The sequence below is a fragment of the Tautonia sp. JC769 genome (assembly GCF_040717455.1).
GTDB lineage: Bacteria > Planctomycetota > Planctomycetia > Isosphaerales > Isosphaeraceae > Tautonia.
The window spans coordinates 239,329-259,670 of the sequence record NZ_JBFEFH010000002.1 but is presented as its reverse complement, the minus strand read 5'-3'; the positions used below and the strand labels follow the sequence as shown (position 1 = coordinate 259,670).

The 20,342-nt window shown below is 69.2% G+C and carries 14 protein-coding genes; 5 read left to right on the top strand and 9 right to left on the bottom strand.

Going from position 1 to position 20,342, the window contains the following annotated elements:
- Nucleotides 1-135 precede the first annotated feature (135 nt).
- From AB1L88_RS03520 to AB1L88_RS03510, 3 genes are all read right to left on the bottom strand, one after another.
- Complete coding sequence (locus AB1L88_RS03520; RefSeq protein ID WP_367095244.1) at nucleotides 136-1,077, bottom strand: DUF1559 domain-containing protein; 942 nt, start codon at nucleotides 1,075-1,077, stop codon at nucleotides 136-138.
- 100 nt (nucleotides 1,078-1,177) lie between these two features.
- Entirely contained in the window at nucleotides 1,178-2,353 is a 1,176-nt protein-coding gene (locus AB1L88_RS03515) for a cytochrome c peroxidase (RefSeq protein ID WP_367095359.1), read from the bottom strand.
- 206 nt (nucleotides 2,354-2,559) lie between these two features.
- Nucleotides 2,560-3,087 (bottom strand): hypothetical protein, encoded by a 528-nt coding sequence (locus AB1L88_RS03510; RefSeq protein ID WP_367095243.1) that lies wholly within the window; start codon nucleotides 3,085-3,087, stop codon nucleotides 2,560-2,562.
- A gap of 272 nt (nucleotides 3,088-3,359) precedes the next feature.
- Between AB1L88_RS03510 and surE the strand changes: the two genes are divergently transcribed.
- Together surE and AB1L88_RS03500 are read left to right on the top strand one after the other, a co-directional pair.
- Complete coding sequence (gene surE, locus AB1L88_RS03505) at nucleotides 3,360-4,133, top strand: 5'/3'-nucleotidase SurE (RefSeq protein WP_367095242.1); 774 nt, start codon at nucleotides 3,360-3,362, stop codon at nucleotides 4,131-4,133.
- Between the two features lie 870 nt (nucleotides 4,134-5,003).
- On the top strand, nucleotides 5,004-5,993 hold the full coding sequence (locus AB1L88_RS03500) for a hypothetical protein (protein ID WP_367095241.1): 990 nt from the start codon (nucleotides 5,004-5,006) through the stop codon (nucleotides 5,991-5,993).
- 72 nt (nucleotides 5,994-6,065) lie between these two features.
- Here the strand turns inward: AB1L88_RS03500 and AB1L88_RS03495 are convergent, their stop codons facing one another.
- The 4 genes from AB1L88_RS03495 to AB1L88_RS03480 form a co-directional block, all read right to left on the bottom strand.
- Nucleotides 6,066-6,368 (bottom strand): type II toxin-antitoxin system HicB family antitoxin, encoded by a 303-nt coding sequence (locus AB1L88_RS03495; protein WP_367095240.1) that lies wholly within the window; start codon nucleotides 6,366-6,368, stop codon nucleotides 6,066-6,068.
- A gap of 715 nt (nucleotides 6,369-7,083) precedes the next feature.
- The gene (gene ppk2, locus AB1L88_RS03490; RefSeq protein WP_367095239.1) at nucleotides 7,084-8,175 is read right to left on the bottom strand and encodes a polyphosphate kinase 2; all 1,092 of its coding nucleotides are present in this window, start codon (nucleotides 8,173-8,175) and stop codon (nucleotides 7,084-7,086) included.
- Between the two features lie 383 nt (nucleotides 8,176-8,558).
- Nucleotides 8,559-11,903 (bottom strand): serine/threonine-protein kinase, encoded by a 3,345-nt coding sequence (locus AB1L88_RS03485; RefSeq protein ID WP_367095238.1) that lies wholly within the window; start codon nucleotides 11,901-11,903, stop codon nucleotides 8,559-8,561.
- Nucleotides 11,900-12,508, bottom strand: coding sequence for a sigma-70 family RNA polymerase sigma factor (locus AB1L88_RS03480; protein ID WP_367095237.1), 609 nt, complete (start codon nucleotides 12,506-12,508; stop codon nucleotides 11,900-11,902). The genes AB1L88_RS03485 and AB1L88_RS03480 overlap by 4 nt, the downstream gene beginning before the upstream one ends.
- A 299-nt stretch (nucleotides 12,509-12,807) precedes the next feature.
- Between AB1L88_RS03480 and AB1L88_RS03475 the strand changes: the two genes are divergently transcribed.
- Both AB1L88_RS03475 and AB1L88_RS03470 read left to right on the top strand, forming a co-directional pair.
- The gene (locus AB1L88_RS03475; protein ID WP_367095236.1) at nucleotides 12,808-13,317 is read left to right on the top strand and encodes a hypothetical protein; all 510 of its coding nucleotides are present in this window, start codon (nucleotides 12,808-12,810) and stop codon (nucleotides 13,315-13,317) included.
- A gap of 147 nt (nucleotides 13,318-13,464) precedes the next feature.
- Nucleotides 13,465-14,334 (top strand): hypothetical protein, encoded by an 870-nt coding sequence (locus AB1L88_RS03470; protein WP_367095235.1) that lies wholly within the window; start codon nucleotides 13,465-13,467, stop codon nucleotides 14,332-14,334.
- 139 nt (nucleotides 14,335-14,473) lie between these two features.
- Here AB1L88_RS03470 and AB1L88_RS03465 read toward each other — a convergent pair whose 3' ends face one another.
- The gene (locus AB1L88_RS03465) at nucleotides 14,474-15,664 is read right to left on the bottom strand and encodes a cellulase family glycosylhydrolase (protein ID WP_367095234.1); all 1,191 of its coding nucleotides are present in this window, start codon (nucleotides 15,662-15,664) and stop codon (nucleotides 14,474-14,476) included.
- Nucleotides 15,665-16,534: 870 nt separating this feature from the next.
- Between AB1L88_RS03465 and AB1L88_RS03460 the strand changes: the two genes are divergently transcribed.
- Nucleotides 16,535-17,602: a DUF1559 domain-containing protein gene (locus tag AB1L88_RS03460; protein WP_367095233.1), complete on the top strand. Its 1,068-nt coding sequence runs from the start codon at nucleotides 16,535-16,537 to the stop codon at nucleotides 17,600-17,602.
- A gap of 227 nt (nucleotides 17,603-17,829) precedes the next feature.
- On the opposite strand, the gene AB1L88_RS03455 is transcribed toward AB1L88_RS03460, so the two are convergent.
- Nucleotides 17,830-20,232 (bottom strand): right-handed parallel beta-helix repeat-containing protein, encoded by a 2,403-nt coding sequence (locus AB1L88_RS03455; protein WP_367095232.1) that lies wholly within the window; start codon nucleotides 20,230-20,232, stop codon nucleotides 17,830-17,832.
- Between the last annotated feature and the right edge of the window lie 110 nt (nucleotides 20,233-20,342).

Genomic DNA, 20,342 nt, shown 5'->3' with positions numbered 1-20,342 from the left:
TCCTGCAAGAATCCGCGCAGGAGGGGGCCCCGCCCCCCGATCGGGACTCCTCCATCGAACGCCGAAGGGGCACGCCGGCCCGTCGCGCCGGCGTGCCCCTGCCGTTCGGGTCGGGTTCGGCCCGCGGGCCGAGACTCAGAGCTTGTCGGCCGAGATGATCTCGCCGCCGGCACGGGTCATCAGCGCGGCGAAGGTGGCCGCGTCGATCGTCTCCTTGACGAAGCGGACCGAGCCGTCGGCCATGCCCAGGTGGGCGCCGCCCGGGTGGAAGCCGTAGACGGCGAAGCGGTTCGAGCAGTTGACCATGCACGAGCCCTTGGCCGACCCGTTGCCGTCGTAGCCCCAGGCGACGAAGACGTTCCCCTCGGCCCAGCCGCAGATCAAGACGCTGGTCGACGTCGTCGTGCCGGCGTTCGGCACCGGCAGGCGCCCGCGGTACATCAAGGGCCGGCCCGCGCTCTCGAGGAACATGGCCGTGTTCGAGGTGCCGTCGCGGATCTCCTGGATCTTGCGGCGCCCGCTGTTGGCATTGCCCTGGAAGACGCCGTCGGTGTTCGGCCTCGGCCCGGGCAGGACCGCCGGGGCCGTCCAGAGGTTCGAGTTGATCCCGGCCCCGGCGGCATAGTCGGCCGCCGCGGCCGGCCAGGGGTCGAGGGTGCCCCGCAATTCGGCCGGGATGGTCGCCGGGAAGAACGGATTCATCAACGGAGACTCGGGAGTGCTCGGGCAGAGGAAGACCGACAGCGGGGTCTGCACCGCCGTGCTGTTGGCCATCACCCGGAAGTGGTCCTCGTGGTTGTAGACGTCGAACAGGTTCCCCTGCTCGAAGTAGGGCAGGAGCTGGGCCCCCCAGTAGCGGATCGGGCTGTTCTCGTTCGTCGGGAACGAGTCGAAGGCGGTGTAGAAGTTGTGGGCCGCCAGGCCGAGCTGCCGGAGGTTGTTGGCGCACTGGGCGCGGCGGGCGGCCTCCCGGGCCGCCTGCACGGCCGGCAGCAAGAGCGCGATCAACACGCCGATGATGGCGATGACAACAAGCAGCTCGATCAGCGTGAAACCTCGGCGATGGGCCGCGGGCATGGATTGGGTCTCCGGCGGGATGGGATGAAGGATCAAGGGAGGGCGATCGGGCAACGCTCGCGAGGGACCGTCGCGGGGGCGTCGCGCGTGGGCGGTCGGGTCAGGGGCCGGCCGATCGGTCGTGCAGGCCGGGCAAGGTCGGCGGCCGGACGCGGGTCTTCGGCTCGGTCAGGGATTCGAGGAAGGCCCGCAGGTCGTCGCGGTCCTGGGCGTTCAGGCCGAGCGGCCTGAGCAAGGGGGATTTCGTCGGGAAGAGCGGGTCGTCCTGCTGATCCTCCCGAGGCCGCAGGGTGGCCATGCCGGCGTCGTACATGCGGAGGACGCCGTCCAGCTCGAACAGGCCGTTGTGCATGTAAGGGGCGGTCGACGCGATGTTCCGCAGGCTCGGCGTGCGGAAGCGGCCGACGTCCTCGGGGGCCTCGGTGACCCGGTAGCGGCCGAGATCCTCGAACAACCGGCCGTAGTAGCTCAGGCCGAGGTCGTGGAACCGGCCGTCGCTGAGGTTCGGCCCGTGGTGGCAGTTGAGGCAGCGGGCCTCGCGGCGGAACAGGTCGAGCCCGGAGATCGCGGCGTCGGACAGGGCCTCGCGGTTCCCCTTGAGGAAGGCGTCGAACCGGCTCCGGCCGCCGACGAGCGTCCGCTCATACGTGGCGATCGCCTGCGAGGCCCGTTCCAGCGTGATCCCCTCGGACTCGAACGCCTCGGCGAAGGCCCCTTGATACGCGGGGATCTCGACCAGGCGGGCGATGATCGCCTCGTCGGAGTGCATCTCCTGCGGGTTCCGCAGGACGGCCTCGGCCTGCTCCTCCAGCGACCCGGCGCGGCCGTCCCAGAAGAGGGCCGGGAAGAAGGCGGTGTTCTGGACCGTCGGGGCGTTACGCTTCAGCAGCTCCCGGTCGTGGCCGAACGAGGTCGTCCGGCCGTCGGCCCAGCCAAGGTCCGGGTCGTGGCACGAGGCGCAGGCGATCTGACCCGAGCCGGAGAGCCTCGGGTCGAAGAAGAGCATCTTGCCCAGCTCGGCCTTGGCTTCGGAGTACGGGTTCTCGGGCGGGTGGGGCGGCTCGGGCAGGAAGCCGAGTTCGACCCACTCGACCCCCTCGTCCACGTGGGGCGCCGGCCAATCGGCCGGGGGCCCCGCGTAGATGTCCCGGAGCATGGCGATCCGGGCCCGACGGGCATCGGGGTCCTCCATCGGCCGGGGGGGCGGCCGGTCGGGCCTCTCCTGCGCGTGGGACCGGCCGGGGCCGATCGCCACCAGGGCCAGGGTCGCCAGCATGAGGAACAAAGGCCGCGATCTCCCGGGGGAGGCGGGCCGGTCGGGTGCGACTGCGACGGCGGGCACGGCAGGAGTCTCGATCGGGCGGCGGGGCGGTCGAAGGGGGGTGGGAGTGAGACTCAGTCTCAGAGCGTTCGATGGTACTGCGGTCCGATCGGGGGTGTCAAGCACATCGGTTCGGTGTTTGAGGCGATTGCGGGACGCGGTCAGAGGACCCTGGCCAGGGCTCGGAGCAGTTGCAGGCCGAGCAGGACGGCGGCGGCCAGGACCGCGGCGGCGACGCTGAGGGTGAGGATCGTGGCCGCGATCTCGCCGCTCGCGCGTTCGAGGGGCGAGGGCTCCTCGTCCCCCCGGCCGACCCGGCGTACCCGGGCGATCAGGTAGCCGAGCGACGGCCCGACGATCAGGGCCAAGCCGACGGCCATCCCCGCCCTGCCCTGCCCGACCGCCAGGAAGACCGCGACCACGGCGACGCCGATCATGGTCGTCCCCAGGGTGATCCGGGGCCGGAGCCACGTCCCCCGGGGCGGCTGCGGGGCGATCGGCTCCGGTGGCTCGGCCTTCGGTCCGGCCGGGGGGGCGGCGGCGGCGGTTGCCGTCGCCGTCGCCGTCGCGGGCAGGTCGGCCCCGCAGAGCCAGCAGTTCGAGGCGCCGAGCAGGTTGGCCGACTTGCAGTTCGGGCAGCTGGGCGGCTCGGGCCAGGAGTCGGGGGCGGTCGGGCGGTCGGTGGTCATGAGGGAGTCGGGGTTTGATCGGGGGGCTCGATCGCGGGATCCAGGGCCGCAGGCCCGTCGATGATGACCGATGGGGGCCGGGGAGTGCCACGGTCGGGCGGCCGGGGCGGGTTCGGGCGATTGACGGCGGGCCTCGGCGGCCGGTACGATCCAACGCCTTGGAACGGGGCGAAGGGATGCAACGGGTTCGGGACCGGATTCCGGACGCCGGGCGAGGGATCGGCCCCCTGCCCCTCGTGATTCGAAGGTCTCCCGACCCGGGTGGTTTGACCGTGCGCATCTTGCTGACGAACGACGACGGGGTCTACGCCGCCGGCCTGCGGGCCCTGCACAAGGAACTGGCCAAGCTCGGCGAGGTGACGGTGATCGCCCCGGCGTTGGAGCAGAGCGGCGTCGGCCACGCGATCACCCTGCTCGACCCCTTGATCGTCTCGTCGATCGACGACGTGGACGGCTCTCAGTTGGGGCTGGCCGTCGAGGGGAGCCCGGCCGACTGCGTGAAGCTGGCGATCTATGAGCTGATGGATCGCCCGCCGGATCTGATCGTCTCGGGGATCAACCACGGGGCGAACGCGGGGATCAACGTGCTTTACTCGGGCACGGTGGCGGCGGCGATCGAGGGGGCCTTCTTCGAGATCACGAGCATCGCCGTCTCGCTCGAATACAGCGAGCACTTCGACTTCCCCTATGCCGCCCGCCACGCGAGGCGGGTGATCGAGACGATCCTGGCCAACGACCCGCCGGCCGGGTCGTTGTTCAACGTGAACATCCCGTCGCACAACCGGGGGGAGCCGAAGGGGATCAAGGTGGTGCCGATGGGCGTCGGCCGCCACGGCGAGGGGTTCGAGCGGCGCCGCGACCCGAGGGGCCGCACCTACTACTGGATGACCTACGCTCCGCCCTTCCGCCTCGAAGGGGAGGAGAGCGACGTCATCGCCCTGGCCGGCGGGAACATCACCGTCACCCCCTTGCAGTTCGACATGACCCGCCAGGCCCAGCTTGAGCAGGTCCGCGGCTGGACCTGGCCGGGGCCGGAATCCGCCTGAGCCGATCCGCCCCCCTCGCCCCTTCGACCGCCCTTTGATTCACGCCCGGTGCGCCCCCCGAGACGAGGCGGTGCGCCCCGGGCGTTTGTCGTAAGTTGGGGCGAAACAGCCAGAACGGGCGAATTCGAGCGTTCGTTTCGGGACGTCGGCCGGGGAAATGGGTTCGTTTCGTCATGCTCGGCCGCGACGTTCGGACGCAGGGCCCGGCGGGGGAATGGGTTCGTTTCGTCAGGGGCGGTGGATCGGGTCGACGGACCGCGATGGGAGGCTCGGTGGGCCGGGTCAAGGGAGCTTGGTGCACTGAGAGATCGTGATGGAACTGATTATTCTGTCGGGAGATCTGGCGAAACGCTCGGTTCGTTTCGGGAATTCGCCCACCACGATCGCCCCGCGGTTTGACCTCACGCGCGATCGGCGACCTTATGGTCGAGGGTCGGGGGCAGGGTGGTAACGGTCTCGCCTCGAGGGACGCGGGCAAGCGAAGCACGAGTCGGCCAAGCAATCGTGAGATCATGGGTGTGTGATGGTGTTCCGCAAGTGATTGGCCGGAGCCTTCCGGGAACGAGAGGGGAGCCTCCCCTAGATATGATCGAGATGGGAGGGGGCTTCAGTCACTATTGGGGGCGGATTTTTCGGCAAGGGTCGGCCATCGCTCCGGTCCGCGTGCGCGTCGTGTGTATGGGGAGTGGGAGCGCACGGGATCACGACTCCGATGAGGCGTCGGAAAGACGGGATCACGAGTCCTCGGTTCAGCGTCTGTTCGGTGAGTGTGCAGGGTAGGTCCCAGCTCGACCTCACCTTGCCATGCGAGCGAGGGTTCGGTCTGCTCCCTATCGTGACGATCATCCTCCTGAATTCGGAATCACACCCATGAAGCGTCTCCTCGTCACCGTTGCCGTAGTGATGGGTCTGGGAAGTCAGCCGGCGCTGGCACAACAGTCGAAAGAACCGTCGTTCGGTGATCGGTTTATGGCGTATGCTGCGGACCTCGTTTACGAAGGTAGTCTCGGGATCGCTCAGGGCGTGGGGAGTGTTGCAGGGGAAGCACTCGGAACTGGGATCAAAAACTACTTAATCCCTTCGAACTCGGATGGTACGGTTGATACACGGGTCTTGCAGGATGTTTTGAAGCGAGTGGAAGCAAGCGATGCGGAACGGCGCGAGGAGATCGCAGCTCTGCGAGAGCAGCTCCGCGACACGATGACGCATGCCGAAGTGCATACGATGCTGATGAACTATCTCTCCAGCGTGAATGAGGAGCTGGCGGAGATTACACGACAGGTGCAGGAACAGCGGCGGGTCCAGGAGGTTCATGCCTCGATCCTGGCAAATCAGAGTAAGGACATGCTCGGGCTCTTGCAAGGACAGGAGGGGCTGTCCCGGGAATTGCTCGATCTCCGGGGCGCTGTGGAGGAGGACTTTGAGCGTCAGAGCCAGCGTTTGAACAGTGTCGAGGAGGAGATGAAAAGCCTGAGGCGCGATTATCCTCGCTACCGGGCGAACGAACAGGGAGAAGTTCTGGCCGTGGGGGCCGTCCGGTTGCTGGAGAAGGGAGATTATCGTGAGGCACTCCGGTCGTTCCGGTATGCCCATGCGTACGACCTCACCGAACCCTGCTACCTCTACGGCATGGCCCTGGCGTATCGGGGGCTTGGCGAGCAGGGAGAGGCGGAGGTTTATGCGGCCCGAGGCATCGCGGCCGATCGGAAGCGCTCGCTGGTCTACAGTCGGGTCTGGCAGAACATGTCGTACCGGATCCAGGGGCCTGGCCGACGTTGGCTGGAAGGCCTCCGGGAGGATCCGGTCTATGGGGTCAAGGTGCCGGGGATGGTTAGCCTACCCGCGACACTACTTGATTGATTGAGCTTCGTCGGGCATACGACGTGGACCGATCGCCTGATCGCTCGGCGCGACTGGTCCACGCCTTGGACATCACGGAGCGTGGTCGAGGGCCTGGTGGGCGAGGTGGCGGATCAGCTCGTTGAGGCTGAGGGACTGGGACTCGGCGAGCAGGGCGAGTTGGCGGTGGAGGTCGGGGCCGAGGCGGACCTGGAAGTTGCCGGAGTAAGGGCGCTCGGGGCGCTCGCCGCGCGATTGGCAGAATTCGAGGTAGTCGTCGATCGAGTCGCGGAAGGCCTGCTCGGCGTCGTCGACGGTGGAGCCTTCGAAGGTGATCACGTCGCGGAGGCCGACGACCCGGCCGTGGATGCGCCGGGCCTCGGTATCGACCTCCATCCGACCCAGATCGCCCTAGTCGGTAATCATGGGGATTCCTCGGCACGAATCAGGAATTCGCGAACGGATTTGGCGGCTTGGGGCCAGTCTTGATGGTTCCGGACCCGCGATGTGCAGGCGGGTCGGTCGGGCCGAGGCCCTCCTCACCCGGCCTTCGGCCACCCTCGCCCCCAAAAGGGGGCGAGGGTTGGGAGTCCGGTAGGGTGCCGTCGAGTCTTCGAAGACGCACCGATCCGGGACGGGATCGGAAGCCGGAGGTGCGTCTTCGAAGACTCGACGGCACCCTACACAAAACGCCGCAGCACCGGAAACAGAAAGCCCCCCTCGCCCGGCCTGGCGGCCACCCTCTTCGCCGAGGGGGGGCGAGGGTTGGGATTGAGCGATCGCGGCCGACATGTGGGCCAGGCGCTCGAGGACTGATACCGAATCGCCTGGATCAGTCTTCGCTCGTAGGGTCCGCTGTGCGGACCGATCCCTCGAAACTGTCAGGAGATCGGTCCGCACAGCGGACCCTACAAAGGCTCAATCGGGCCATGGGTCCCTCACGCCTGCCAAGCAATGGTACCACCGTGTGATACCATTCTCCATCCTACGAGAGGGACGTGTGAAGGACAAGGGTTTCGAACCGTTGCCGGGGCCGAGGCCCACCCGTCTGGGGGTGGCGTGATTCCGGCCACCCAGGGGGCCCCACACGATTCGATTCCGTGCGGTGAAACTAGCCCATGTTCCCGGTGAAGCTGGCGCGGCCGACGATGAGGGGGTCGGGCGGGCCGACCTTGCTGGGGTCCTTGCCGGTGTAATCGAGCGAGCGGAGGACGTGGCGCATGGCGTTGAGCCGGGCGCGCTTCTTGCAGTCGGACTTGACGACGATCCAGGGGCATTCGGAATGGTCGGTGTGGAAGAACATGGCTTCCTTGGCGGTGGTGTAGTCGTCCCACTTGTCGAGCGAGGCCTGGTCGATGGGGCTGAGCTTCCACTGCTTGAGGGGGTGGATCTCGCGCTCGCGGAAGCGGCGGCGCTGCTCCTTGCGGCTGACCGAGAACCAGAACTTGATCAGGTGGATGCCGCTGTTGACCAGGTGGCGCTCGATCTCGGGGGCCTGGTGCATGAAGGCGGCGTAGTCCTCGTTCGAGCAGAAGCCCATCACCCGCTCGACCCCGGCGCGGTTGTACCAGGAGCGGTCGAAGAGGACGATCTCGCCGTGGGTGGGCATGTGCTTGAGGTAGCGCTGGAAGTACCACTGCCCCTGTTCTTCGGAGGTCGGCTTCTCGAGGGCGACCACGCGGGCGCCGCGGGGGTTCAGGTGCTCCATGAACCGCTTGATGGTGCCCCCCTTGCCGGCGGCGTCGCGGCCCTCGAAGAAGATGACGATGCGCTGGCCGGTCTCCTTGACCCAGGCCTGGAGCTTGAGCAGCTCGACCTGGAGCTGGTATTTCTGGCGCTCGTAGCTCTTGCGCGAGAGGCGGTGCTTGTACGGGTAGACGGCGCTGCGCCAGTCGTCGACCAGCTCGTCGTCGGGGCTGGTCGGCACCCGGGCCTCGAAGGTCTGCCAGCGGGCGAGGGCCGCCTTGAGGGCCTCGGCGTCGTCGGGGGAGGCCCCTTCCAGGATGGCTTCCAGGGTCTTCAGGGCCGCCTGGTAGTTTTCCGGCCTGGGGGTGGTGCGGTCGAGCACGTCCTCGGCGGCGCTGGCCTGCGCGTCCTGGGCCTCCAGGTGCTGCTGGAGGGCGGTGAAGGCCTCGACGCTGCTCCTGGCCAGCGCGTCGCCGTTCTCCGGGGGGAGGTCCCTGTCCTGGGGGTGCTGGGTCATGTTCTTGTTCCCCTCCGCCGCTTGTGATCCAACGGGTGAGACACGCTCGGGGAGGCCCTCGATCCTGCGGGATCCGGGCGCCGGTTGCCGCAGAATGGGAACCAATCACGGCCGCTCTCCGGCCGAGCGAGACATGAACGAAGTCGGCGGACGTTCGACGGCCGTCCGCGGAGCACGCCCGATGAACCAAACGGCTCCACGCATCTCTTCCATGTTAATCCGGCGGCGCGAGGAATTCCAGGACCGGATTCCCGGGCATCCTCGCCCCCGCGAGCGCCGGGTTCGGCTCTCCGCGCCGCTGCCGGGCCGGTCTCCGGACCGCGGGCCGTTCGGGGGTGGCCGGGGGCCGGTCCGATGGCCTGAGGAAATCGAATTGGCATCTGTCAATGCGTCGAGGCGGCCGCCTTCGCGTGCCAGACCCGGAGCCGGGCGTTGCCCTCGGCGGACGGGCTGGAGGCGGCGAGGGCGGAGCCGTCGGCCGAGAAGCAGAGCCGCGAGATGGGCGGCCCGCCGGGCTCGACCAGGCGGAGCAGCTCTCGCCGGGAGGCAACGTCCCAGAGCAGGACGGCGCCGCCCAGTCCGCCGGTCGCCAGGGTGCGGCCGTCGGGGCTGAAGGCGGCCGAGAGGACGGCGCCGCGGTGTCCGGAGAGGGTTGCCAGCAGGCGGAGCGACCGGGCGTCCCAGAGCGTCACCGTCGGCGACCTGCCCAGGGCGACGAGATGCCGGCCGTCGGCCGAGGCGACCAGGGCGTCGATCCAGGCCGTGTGCGTCCCTCCGGCCGGTGCGGTCCGCCCCGGCCCCGGGACCTCCAGCCGGTGCGGCTCGTAGCCGGTCGAGGCCAGCAGCGAGGACCCATCGGCTGCTGCCCAGAGGCCCGAGATGTCCGGGCCGCGGGCGGCGGGATCGACCCGGCCCAGTTCGGCCCCGGTCGCGACCTCGATGATCCGGGCGGCCGACTCCCCTCCGGACCAGGCGACCAGCGATCGGCCGTCCCGGGAGAACCCGAGCCTCCAGGCCGGCCCGGGGGCCAGGGGGATCGATCGGCCCGGGAGGCCGTTCGTCGGGGTGATGGTCAGCGTCCCATCGGTCGAGAGGGTGGTTGAAGTCCGGCCGTCGGGAGCAAGGGCGGCCAACCCGCCGGCCCCGGCGGGGGGGGATTCCGGGCGTGGCAGGGAGGCCCCCGAGTGCGGGTCGATCGCCCCGATCCGGCCGTCCGGGCCCAGCACCAGCAGCGACTCCCCATCCGGCCCGAAGGCGATCGCCCGGGGGGAATCGACCGCCAGGCGACCCTCGACGGGGCCGATCCGGCTCGGGTCCCAGAGCCGGACGGCACCGTCTCGGCCGGCGCTGGCGAGGATCCGGCCGTCGGGGCTGAAGGCGACGCACCAGACCCGGTCGGTATGCCCGGCCAGGGCCGCGATCGAGCGGCGTCGGTCCACGTCCCAGAGCCAGACCGCGTGGTCGTCGGTCGCCCCGGCCAGGGTGCGGCCGTCGGGGCTGAAGGCGACCGACTGGATCGAGCCGCCGACGGCGACGAGCCTCCCGACCGCCCGGGGGGCCTCGGGGTCGAACAGGTCGACGATGCCCCCCCGGCCGGCGGCCGCCAGGGTGCGGCCGTCCGGGGCGAAGGCGGCCCCGAAATAGCTCTGCGAGCGGCGGTCGGCCGGGACGAAGTCCGCGGGCCCGGGCCGCCTCGTCAGCGAGACTTCCCGGCCGCTCCCCGGCTTCAGGTCGAACAGGTTGAGCATCGAACCGTAGCCGACGACGGCCATCCCCCGGCCGTCTGGCGAGACGGCGAACCCCTCGCACTGGTCGAGCCCGATCGGCCAGCGTCCCAGGGGCTGGCCGTCGCGCGAGTCGAAGGCCAGGACCGCACCGGCCCGGTCGAGGGTCAGGAGGGATCGGCCATCCGGAGAGAATTCGGCGCCGAAGACCCAGTCGTCGTGCCCGTCGAGGACCAGGCGGGGGGCGTGTCCCCTGGCGTCGAGGTCGAAGACGCGGGCGGTGCCGTCGTCGCTGGTGGTGACGATCGAGCGGGCGTCGGGGCTGAACCGGACGCCGTTGACCTCGTCGTCGTGGGCCTGGATCGTTCGAAGCAAGGCCCCCGACCTCGGGTCCCAGAGGCGGGCGGTCCCGTCCTTGCCCGCGGAGGCGAGGATCCGGCCGTCGGGGCTGAAGCGGACGTGGTAGACGTCTTCCCGGTGCCCCAGCAGCGGGGGGCGATGCCCCCCGGCCTGGGCGTCGAGCAGCCGCCAGGCGAAGTCGGGGCCGGGGGACGCCCCGGGCTCGGGCCGGTGGCGATCGAGCGCCCTGCGGGCCTCCCGGGCGTTGCCCCGGTGGAGGGCCCTCCTGGCGGCGACCAGATCGCCGGGGTACGCCCACCGGTCCGGCTCGGTCGGCGGGGCGGCCTCGTGCGGGGCGGGTTTGGGCACGGGCGCGGGCGCGGGCCTCGCGGCGACCTCCGAGACGGATCGGGCCCCGTCCGGCGGCGGTCGATCATCCGGTTGATTCTGAGCGGCCAGCAGGGCGATGGTGCCGGCAGTGATCGCCGAGAACGCCGAGGCGATCGTCGCCGGCCTCCTCGCCAGGTTCCGGGCCTTTCGGAGGAGCGAGCCGTTGCGGACAGCCAAGGGCGAGGAGCCGTCGAGCCATCGGCGGAGGTCGTCGGCCAGGGCGTCGGCGTCGGGGTAGCGGTCGGCGGATCGGGGGGCGAGGGCCCTCAGGCAGATGGCCTGCAGCGCCGACGGGACGTCGGGCCGGAGCCGCCCCGGCGGCGTCGGCCGCGATCGGGCGGCGTTGGCCAGGGTTTCCAGGGTGTTCCCGCCCGGATGCGGGGCGCGTCCGCAGAGGATCGCATAGAGGATCGCACCGAGCCCATAGACGTCGGCCTGTGTGCCGATGCGGCCGAGTGACGGGTCGGCCTGCTCGGGGGCCATGTAGGGGGCCGAGCCGAGGGGGGCGAGGCTGTTGCTGCCGCCGCCCGGCTCGTCGAGGAGCTTGGCCAGCCCGAAGTCCAGGACGCGAGGGACGAACGGCAGGGTGTCGGCCTCGGGGCGGTCGAGCCGGTGGAGCAGCACGTTGCTCGGCTTCAGGTCGCGGTGCAGCACCCCCCGGCGGTGAGCATGGGCCACGCCCGTGGCCAGCATCAACGCGATCCGGGCGGCCTCGGCGGGGTCGACCGGCCCGGGGCGATCGGCGAGCCATTCGGCCAGCGTCGGCCCGTCGCAGAAGGGAGAGACGAGGTAGACGATCGACGACTCCTCGCCGACCTCCAGCAACGGGACGACGTTGGGGTGGTCGAGCATCGCCGCGGCCTGGGCCTCGCGGAGGAAGCGACGGCGGACCTCGTCGTCGGGCAGGAACTGCGGCCTGGGGAGCTTCAGGGCCACCCGGCGCCCGGCGTGAGGGTCGACGGCCCGGTAGACGACGCCGAAGCTTCCCCGGCCCAGCTCGCCCTCGATCGCGAACCGGCCGAACCGCCCTGGATGCCCGTCGAGCCCCGGCCATCCCCGGCCCCTCGGCCAGACGCGCTCCATCAGGCGGAGCACATCCATCTCTCCGAGGAGGGGCGGGGATGCGTCGTTGCCCGGCTCCGGTTCCGACTCGGCGGGCATTCTCCCCGAGGCGAGCCGCTCGTCGAACCGGGCGAGCCGATCGGCCAGCCGACCGTCGTCGGTGCCGGCCGGGCCGTCGGGGCCGTCGTCCCTCGGCTCGGGATCGGGGATCATCCCTCGAGCCCCTCCCCGGCCAGTTCGCCGCGGAGTCGGCGGATCGCGCGGAGCCAGCGATTCCGCGCCGCGACGTTGGAGCAGCCGAGCCGACGCCCGAGTTCCTCGAAGGAGCACTCCTCGATGTGCCTCCAGAGGACCAGGCGCGCGTCCTGATCGTCGAGCCGGCCGATCGCCTCGCGAAGCGCCCGCTCCTCGTCCCGGTGTACGGCCTTCGTGCCGGGAGACGGCGAGTCGATCGCCAGCGCCCGCAGCCTATCCGGCTCGGTGTGGATCGGCACCTCCCGATCCACGGAGCGCTTCTCGGTCCCCCGGAACTTGCGGACGGCGTGGGCGATCTGGTGTTCCAGGATCCTCCGGAGCCAGGCGAGCAGGTCTTCCGGCGACCTGCCTTCGAAATGGTCGAACCGCTGGACGGCGACCATCATCGCCTCCTGCACCACGTCCGAGGCCCCTTCCTTGGCTCGGACGGCCCTGCCCATGGTCCTCCTCGCCTCGGCCAGCAGGGCCGGCCGATGGTCCTCGATCGCCATGACCCCGGCCCTGCCCTTCGGGGCGCCCCGGCGGGCCTCTCCGTCTCGTCCCGGCGTGTTGGCAAGGCTCATGGGTCGTCCCGGATCGTCGATGCCATCGGAACTCGTTTCGCCACCGGACATTTTGGCGGCCGGACGCCGGACGATCCACCGGAATCTCGCGCCGATCGGGCCGCGATGTCGAGAATTCTCGACGCGAAGGTTCAGGAATGCCGGCCGACGGGACTCTCTCCAACGTGGGCACTCCGACGCCGGAGATCGGGCGGACGGGGACCGTGCCCACGCGGCTCGATGCTCGGTCTCTGGAGGCCTCCGGTTCGAGGCCTCGGCGTCTCCCCCCAGGAAGCCTTTCCAACCCACGGAGATACACCATGATCCGCCGCGTCCTTTGGGTCGTTTCCCTGGCCGGGTTCGTCCTGTCCGACGCTCCAAGCGTGCTGGCCCAGTCGGAGGACACCTTCGAGGTGATGCTGGTCAAGGGGGTCGCCGTCGACCTGGAGGAGGACAGCGACGAGATCTTCTTCAAGGTCGACGGAGAACATCGCCGCGGCCAGCCGGACGGGGACGGCGACTACATCCGGTTCGGGGGCAGCCACCCGACGACCCGAGCGATCAATCAGACGCTCTTCACGGACAAGGCGGCGGGCTACAGCACGACGTTCGAACTCTGGGAGCAGGATCGCGAGCCCGTCGATCCGCATGAACACCTCGGCACGTGCAAGATCACGATCAACGCCGCCGGCCGGATGGTGATCGAGCCGATCAAGGGAGTCGTGGTCAAGCCCGAACCGGAGGACAACATGCTCGTCGTGACCTTCAACAACACGGACGGGTGCATTTATCAATTGTATTTCAGGAAAATCCGGATCGAGGCGCCGTGACGACGCCTCATCGCCCTCGAGGCGTCCTCCGTCGAGGGAGGAAGGGGCCGAGGCAATGCGCCCCGCCGTGCTTCACTTCGGCCGCGAAACGCAGGATGCCGTTCCCTGCGGCACAGCTTCCAGGTCACCAAGAACAGATCGAGAAATATGATGAGCAATCTTCTGATTCGATTCCGAGTCCTCGGCTTTGCCTCGGTCCTGTGGATCCTGGGCGGATCTGTCGCCGAGGCCGGGCTGCTGATGGCGGGGGGAATCCTGACGAACGAATTCGACGGGACGGACCGGTTCCTCCGCCGCTACTCGTTCGACGGCCAGATGACCGATGAACTTCAATTGACGTTCGACGATGTCTACGGCCCCGGATTCTCGATGGCGGTCGTGGGCTCTCGCGTGTTCGTGGCCACGGGCGGGTTCGGCGGACTCAACGGCGGGCGGAACATCCTGGAGGTCGACACCAATTCGGGGCTCGCGTCCTTCGCATTCGCCCACGGCGGGGCGCTGGACCCGACCCCGAGACTCACGGCGATCGGGTCGAACCTGCTGATCTCCACGAAGCAATCCGGCACCGCCAACCTGCAGGAGTACACCGCGGCGGGAGCCTTCGTCGGATTCTACGCCGTCCCGGACGTGTTCCCCTACAGGAACGCGGAGGACGTCGCGTACGCCAACGGCGAGATCTCGCTCTGGGGCAACGCCAACACGGGCGCCGACCCCATCGGGTTCTTCGAAGCGAAGCAGGATCTGGAACTCGATCGTTCCTTCACCCCACCGATCTCCGCCTCGCTCTTCGATATCGACGAAATGAGCGGGGATCTCTGGATCATGCAAGGTCGGCGGAACTTCCTTCGAGGTCGCGAAGGAGAAGGGTTCGAGGGACGGTTTCTTTCCAGGAGCAACGTGCAGGGGTTCGCCGTCCTGACGACGGCCGTCCCGGAACCGGGCACGTTCACCCTGCTGCTCTCCGGGCTGCCGTTCGTCGCGGTCGTCCTCTGGCGGCGGTCGGCTCGAAGGGCCTGACGCCCGGTTGCCCCGGCCGGGACTCGAGCGTGGGGGGCCCCGATTTCCTTGCTGGGCGATCGGGGCCGACCGGCCCGAGCTCGCGGTCGATCGGGCACCCGATGGAGGAGGACGGGCGGAAGGCGGGGCGAGCGCCCCTTCAGTCGGCCCGGCCGGTGAGGCGCTTGATGTAGGAGACTTCCTCGGGGCGGTAGGGGGTGCCGTCGGGGCGGAAGATGTCGTGGAACCAGACGGGGGGCTCGGACTCGTAGGGGTCTTGCCAGGAGTCCCAGGGGTAGATGGTGTTCGACTTGCCGGCGACGAAGCCCCAGCAGTAGGCGCCGACGTCCTGGTCCTTGAAGTAGCCGAGGACGGGGTCGAAGGTGCTGCCCTGGGGGCGGGCCATGAACTCGGTGCAGAGGAGGGGCCGGCCGTAGCGGCGGAGGTTCTCGACGCACTGGGCGGCGCGGTCGACCGGGTCGTAGGTGTGGAAGGTGATGACGTCGGACTGCTCGATCTGGACGCGCTCGGTGGGGGAGAGGCGGTCGGGGTCGGACCACTGGCCGATCCAGACGCCGGAGGTGAGCGGCTGGCTCGGGTTGGCCGAGCGGGCCCAGGTGAAGCAGCGTTCGAGCAGTTCGAGCGTGCGCTCGCGCTTGCCCTCGGGCTCGCGGTCGAGGTTGTTGCGGCCGTAGCTGTTGTCGTTGGTGTTGTCCGGCTCGTTCCAGAGGTCCCAGGCGTGGACGCGGGGGTCGTCCTTGAAGCGGGAGATGACGCCGACGGTGTAGTGGACGAGCAGGGGTTCGCGCTCGGGCGACATCAGGTCGTCGGCGCCGGGGGACTGGACCCAGCCGGAGTTGTGCAGGCCGGGGGCCGGGTCGCGCTGGGGGCCGAGCCTCGGGTGGGGATCCCAGACGCTGTCAAACAGGACGAACATGACGCCGATGCCGTGGCGGTCGGCGATGTCGAGGAACTGGTCGAGGCGTTCGAGGAACCCCTCGGCGTCCTGCTCCCAGAGCAGGTGATGCAGATAGACGCGGACGCTGGTGAAGCCGAGATCCTCGGCCCAGCCGAGCTCTCGGTCGATGGTCTCGGGGTCGAAGGTGTCGGCCTGCCACATCTCGAGCTGGTTGATGGCGGTGCTCGGGTTGAAGTTGCAGCCGACGAGCCAGGGGAGGCCGTCGTACCAGGCGTTCGCCTGCTCGGGGGTCCAGCGTTCGCGGCCCGGGGCCCGGTCCTGGTCCTGGTCCTGGGCCCATGCCTGCGGGGTGGGCGAGCCGGCCAGGGGGATGGCGAGCGAAATCAGGATCAGGACCAGGACGCTGAGGGGGCGGGAGCAGCGGGTGCTCATGGGACCTCCGATCGGTCGCCGGCCGGTGGCGGGCCGGGGCGGGGCGGGCTCCGGGGAGCCGTTGGGGGGCGTTCGATCCCCTCGGGCGAGGGCGGCCCGGGGGCGAGCACGCCCGGGAATCGGCCAATGCTCGGCTCAGGGTATCAGCATCCGGTCAGCCGATCAACGCGCGAGCGGCGCCCGCCCGGGACCGGGAGGGGCGCCCCGCTCCCGGTCGCCGGCCGTTGCCCGATCGAGGGGCACCCCCCGGGGCGATGGGCCTGAGGCCGGGGGCGGCGGAGCGGGGAGTCGTCGGGCGGGACGGACGGGGGGGAGTGCGAGATTGGTGTGAACGGGTGTACATAGAATTTGCTGAATAAATATTTTACTTCCTTCTTGACGGCAATTGCCCGGATTCTTTATTTAGAAGGGGGCGACGATCGTCGTGAGGTCGTCCCCGATTTTTTTCCGAGTCGACTCTTCTGAAAATCAAAAAGGTTTCGAGAACACCCTCGTGACGAGACTGATGTTCGGGCGCGTTACGCGTGGATTGGTGACGGTCGGATCTCTTGCGGTCGGTTCGGTGTTGGCGGGATGCGGGACCTCGGAGCCTGCTCGCGAATACACGGTGCCCGAGGGAGCGACGGCCGAGGAGACCAGCCCCGGCGAGCCGATCACCCCCCCCAGCTACCAGGAGTCTTCCGGGCTTCCTGGCCCCCCTCCCGGCCCTCCGGTCGTCGAGTAATCGGCGGCGGGGACGGGCCAACGTGGTTCTTCCTCTCCCAACGTCCTGCGGTTGCGGCCGCCGATCCCGGGCCTCGGGGCCGATCGGGCGGGGGCCGCCGCGCCACTCCATCTCCCTTCTCATGGACTCGCGGAGGAATCCTCAAAATGACGACGAGACGTCGCGCCTTCACCTTGATCGAATTGCTGGTGGTCATCGCCATCATCGGTGTCCTGATCGCGTTGCTCCTGCCCGCGGTGCAATCGGCCCGAGAGGCGGCCAGGCGGGCCCAGTGCACGAACAACCTGAAGCAGATTGCGCTGGCCACGCATAATTATCATGACGTGAACAACACGGTGCCGTCCGGGAGCCTCTGGCCCTGCCCCGGGGCGGACGGGTGCTGGGGCTGGGGGGCCGCGCCGCTGCTCGGCGTGCTGCAATACATCGAGCAGGGGACGCTCTTCAACGCGTATAACGCGTCGCTCGGGGTGATGGGCAACACGACGGCGGCGCCGAACCTGTGGCTGGGCAACTCGACGGTGTTCAACACGTCGATCGCGTCGTTCATGTGCCCTTCGGACACCCCGGAGGTGACCTCGCCGGTGACGAACTACCTGGGGAACCTGGGCGGCCCCTTCTCGCTCGGCGGCTACAGCGGGACGATCATCCCGAGCCGCCATTCGCCCTGGGACTATCCGGCCGAGGAGTCGGACCTGCTGAGCACGGCGCGGCCCGTCGGGTTCGCGGCGATGCGAGACGGGACCAGCAACACGGCCCTCTGGAGCGAGGGGATTACCGGGACGACCGGCAGCGTGACGACCGGGATGGGCCAGGGAGAGCTTCGGGGGGTCTTCACCTCGAACTTCAACAACCGGACCCGGTCGCCGGCGACGGTGATCGCGCTGCTCGGGGCCTGCGACGCCCTCCCGCCCGGCACCGCCTCGATCCGGAACGACCGCGGCGTGGGATGGCAGTACACCTATCCCGGATACGTGAACAACCTTTACAACCACGTCGGCCCGCCCAACAGCCGGCGGTGCACGAACGCCCCGCCGAACACCTGGTCGCTCGACCTCTGGGGCACCGAGCCGCCGTCGAGCTTCCATCCGGGGGGCGTGAACCTGGCGATGGCCGACGGCTCGGTCCGCTTCGTCAAGGAGACGGTGGGCCTGGAAGCCTGGTGGGCGCTCGGCACGAAGGCGGGCGGCGAGGTGATCAGCGCCGATGCGCTCTGATCGCGGGTCGTCTTGCCGGGCGGCATGGCCGTGACCAGGGGCGTAGACGCCCCGCGAGATCACGTGGACGTGGCCATTCCATCCGGCCGGGACGTGATTGACGGAGGTCGTGGATCGGAGTCGAGGGGCTGGAGGAGACTCGCTCAACGGTGGGCGGCTCCCGGCCCCTCCTCACCTCCTCGGCGGTCGTCGCCGGGAGGGACGGGGCCGGGTTGACCATCCGGGGCTCAATCCTCGAACACGTTCGCCCCGGTGGGGGCGGTGTTCCCGAGGATCAGGCTCAGCGAGAGCAGCAGGTTGCCGCGGTTGAAGACGCCCCCTCCGCGCTCGCCCGCACGGTTGCGGAGCACCTGGCTCTGGGTCAGGGTCGTCGTGCCGGCGTTGTAGATGCCGCCGCCGTCGGCCGTCGCGACGTTGAAGCGGAACCGGCTCCGCGAGGCGTTCAGGACGCTGTCGCTGGCGTTGTAGATGCCGCCCCCTTCGAGGGCGCGATTCTCCTCGATCGCGCTGTCGATGACCGTCAAGCGGCCGGGCATGCCGGCCGATTCGCGTTGGTTGTGGATCCCTCCGCCAGATTGGGCGGTGTTGTCCCGGATCTGGCTGCCCCTGATCGTCGCGGTGCCGCGGTTGGAGAGGCCTCCCCCCTCTGGGGCATCGTTGCCGCGGATCTCGACGCCGGTGATCGTGGCCGTGCCGCTGTTGAAGAGGCCGCCGCCGGTGCCATCCCACGCCGAGTTGAAGATGAAGTGGGAGCCGGAGATGGTCGCGGTGCCGTCGTTATAAAGGCCGCCGCCGTCGTGGCCCGCCGAGTTGAAGATGAAGTGGGAGCCGGAGATGGTGACGGTGCCATAATTATACAGGCCACCGCCCCGGCCCTCATACCGCCAGTCGTTGATGGCCGAGTTTCCGCGGAAGGTGGAGCCGGAGATGGTGGCGGTGCCATCGTTATCGAGGCCGCCGCCCATGCCCCCCTCCGCCAGGTTGTCGGTGAAGGTGGAGTTGGAGATGATCACCGTGCCGTCGTTATGCAGGCCGCCGCCCCGGCCCTCAAACCGCCACTCGCTTCTGGACCAGTTTCCGCTGAAGGTGGAGTCGGAGATGGTCGCGGTGCCGGAGTTTGAAAGGCCGCCACCGCTGCCATCCCGCGCCAAGTTGTCGCGGAAGGTGGAGCCGGAGATGGTCGCGGTGCCGCTGTTGTCGAGTCCGCCGCCCCTCGCCGCCTCGTTGTCGCGGAAGTGGGAGTCGGAGATGGTGACGGTGCCGAAGTTTGAAAGGCCGCCGCCCCCCCCCGCTGAGTTTCCGCTGAAGGTGGAGTCGGAGATGGTGGCGGTGCCGCCGTTGTCGAGCCCGCCGCCCGACCCCGCCGAGTTGTCGCTGAAGGTGGAGCCGGAGATGGTGGCGGTGCCACTACTAGAAAGACCGCCGCCCTCCCACGCATCGTTGTCGCTGAAGGTGGAGCCGGCGATGGTGGCGGTGCCGCCGTTATACAGGCCGCCGCCGCGGTATCCCGTCGAGTTGAAGGTGAAGGTGGAGCCGGCGATGGTGGCGGTGCCATCGTTATACAGGCCGCCACCGTCGCCATCGCCCGCCTCCACCGAGTTGTCGCTGAAGGTGGATCCGGAGATGGTCGCGGTGCCGTCGTTATACAGTCCGCCACCGCTGCCATCCCACGCTGTGTTGTCGCTGAAGGTGGAGTCGGAGATGGTCGCGGTGCCGTCGTTGGCGAGTCCGCCCCCGGACGCGGCCGAGTTGAAGGTGAAGTGGGAGTCGGAGATGGTCGCGGTGCCGCGGCTAAAAAGCCCGCCGCCCATCGCCGCCGAGTTCCCGCTGAAGGTGGATCCGGAGATGGTCGCGGTGCCGCTGGTATAAAGGCCGCCGCCTTTGCCCTCCCACGCGGTGTTGTTGCTGAAGTGGGAGTCGGAGATGGTCGCGGTGCCGTGGTTAGAAAGCCCGCCGCCGCTGCCCCGATCCGTCCGGAAGTCGCTGTCGCCTCCCCTGCCCTCCCACGCTGTGTTGTCGCTAAAGGTGGAGTTGGAGATCGCTGCCGTACCGCTGTTAAACAGGCCGCCGCCGCCGGTTGAGGTGGCCGTGTTGCCGGAGACGATGACGTCGGTGAGGGCCAGTGATCCCTCATTGAAGATTCCGCCGCCGCTTGCGGACTGACCGCCGGTGATCGTCAGGCCGGAGAGGGTGATCTTGGCGCCGGCCGAGACGACGAAGACGGAGAAGTCGGGCGTGCCCTCGGCGGTGCTGCGGGCGACGGTCAAGATCTCGGCGCCGGGGCCGGTGATCGTCAGTTCGCCCGTCAAGGCGGGGAGGGCCGTGGTCAGCTCGATGGTGCCGGCCAGGTCGTCGGCGAAGACGATGTCGTCGGCGCGGTCGGGGGCGGCGTTGGCCTGCACGATCGCCCAGCGGAGCGAGCCCTCGCCGTCGGGGTCGAGGTTCATCACCTCGAAGGTCGACAGCAGCGTCCGGTCCTCCAGGATCTCCAGCCGGATGCCGGATCGGCGGCGTCGTGCCCCGGTCCCGCGATGCAGGGATCGGGGTCGGAGATCGCCGGGGCGTGGTGAGTCTGAGGTGTTGCCAATGCGTCGATGAATGGCGTCGGTCGCTTCCCTGAAGAGTCTCATCGGTGCTCCCTCGCGATTGATGCGCGGACGTTCCCCGTCGGCCTCGCGTCACGCGACGCGAGTCCGTGTCGTCTGCACTGCCTTCGGCGTCCGTGTTCAAACCGTTCCAC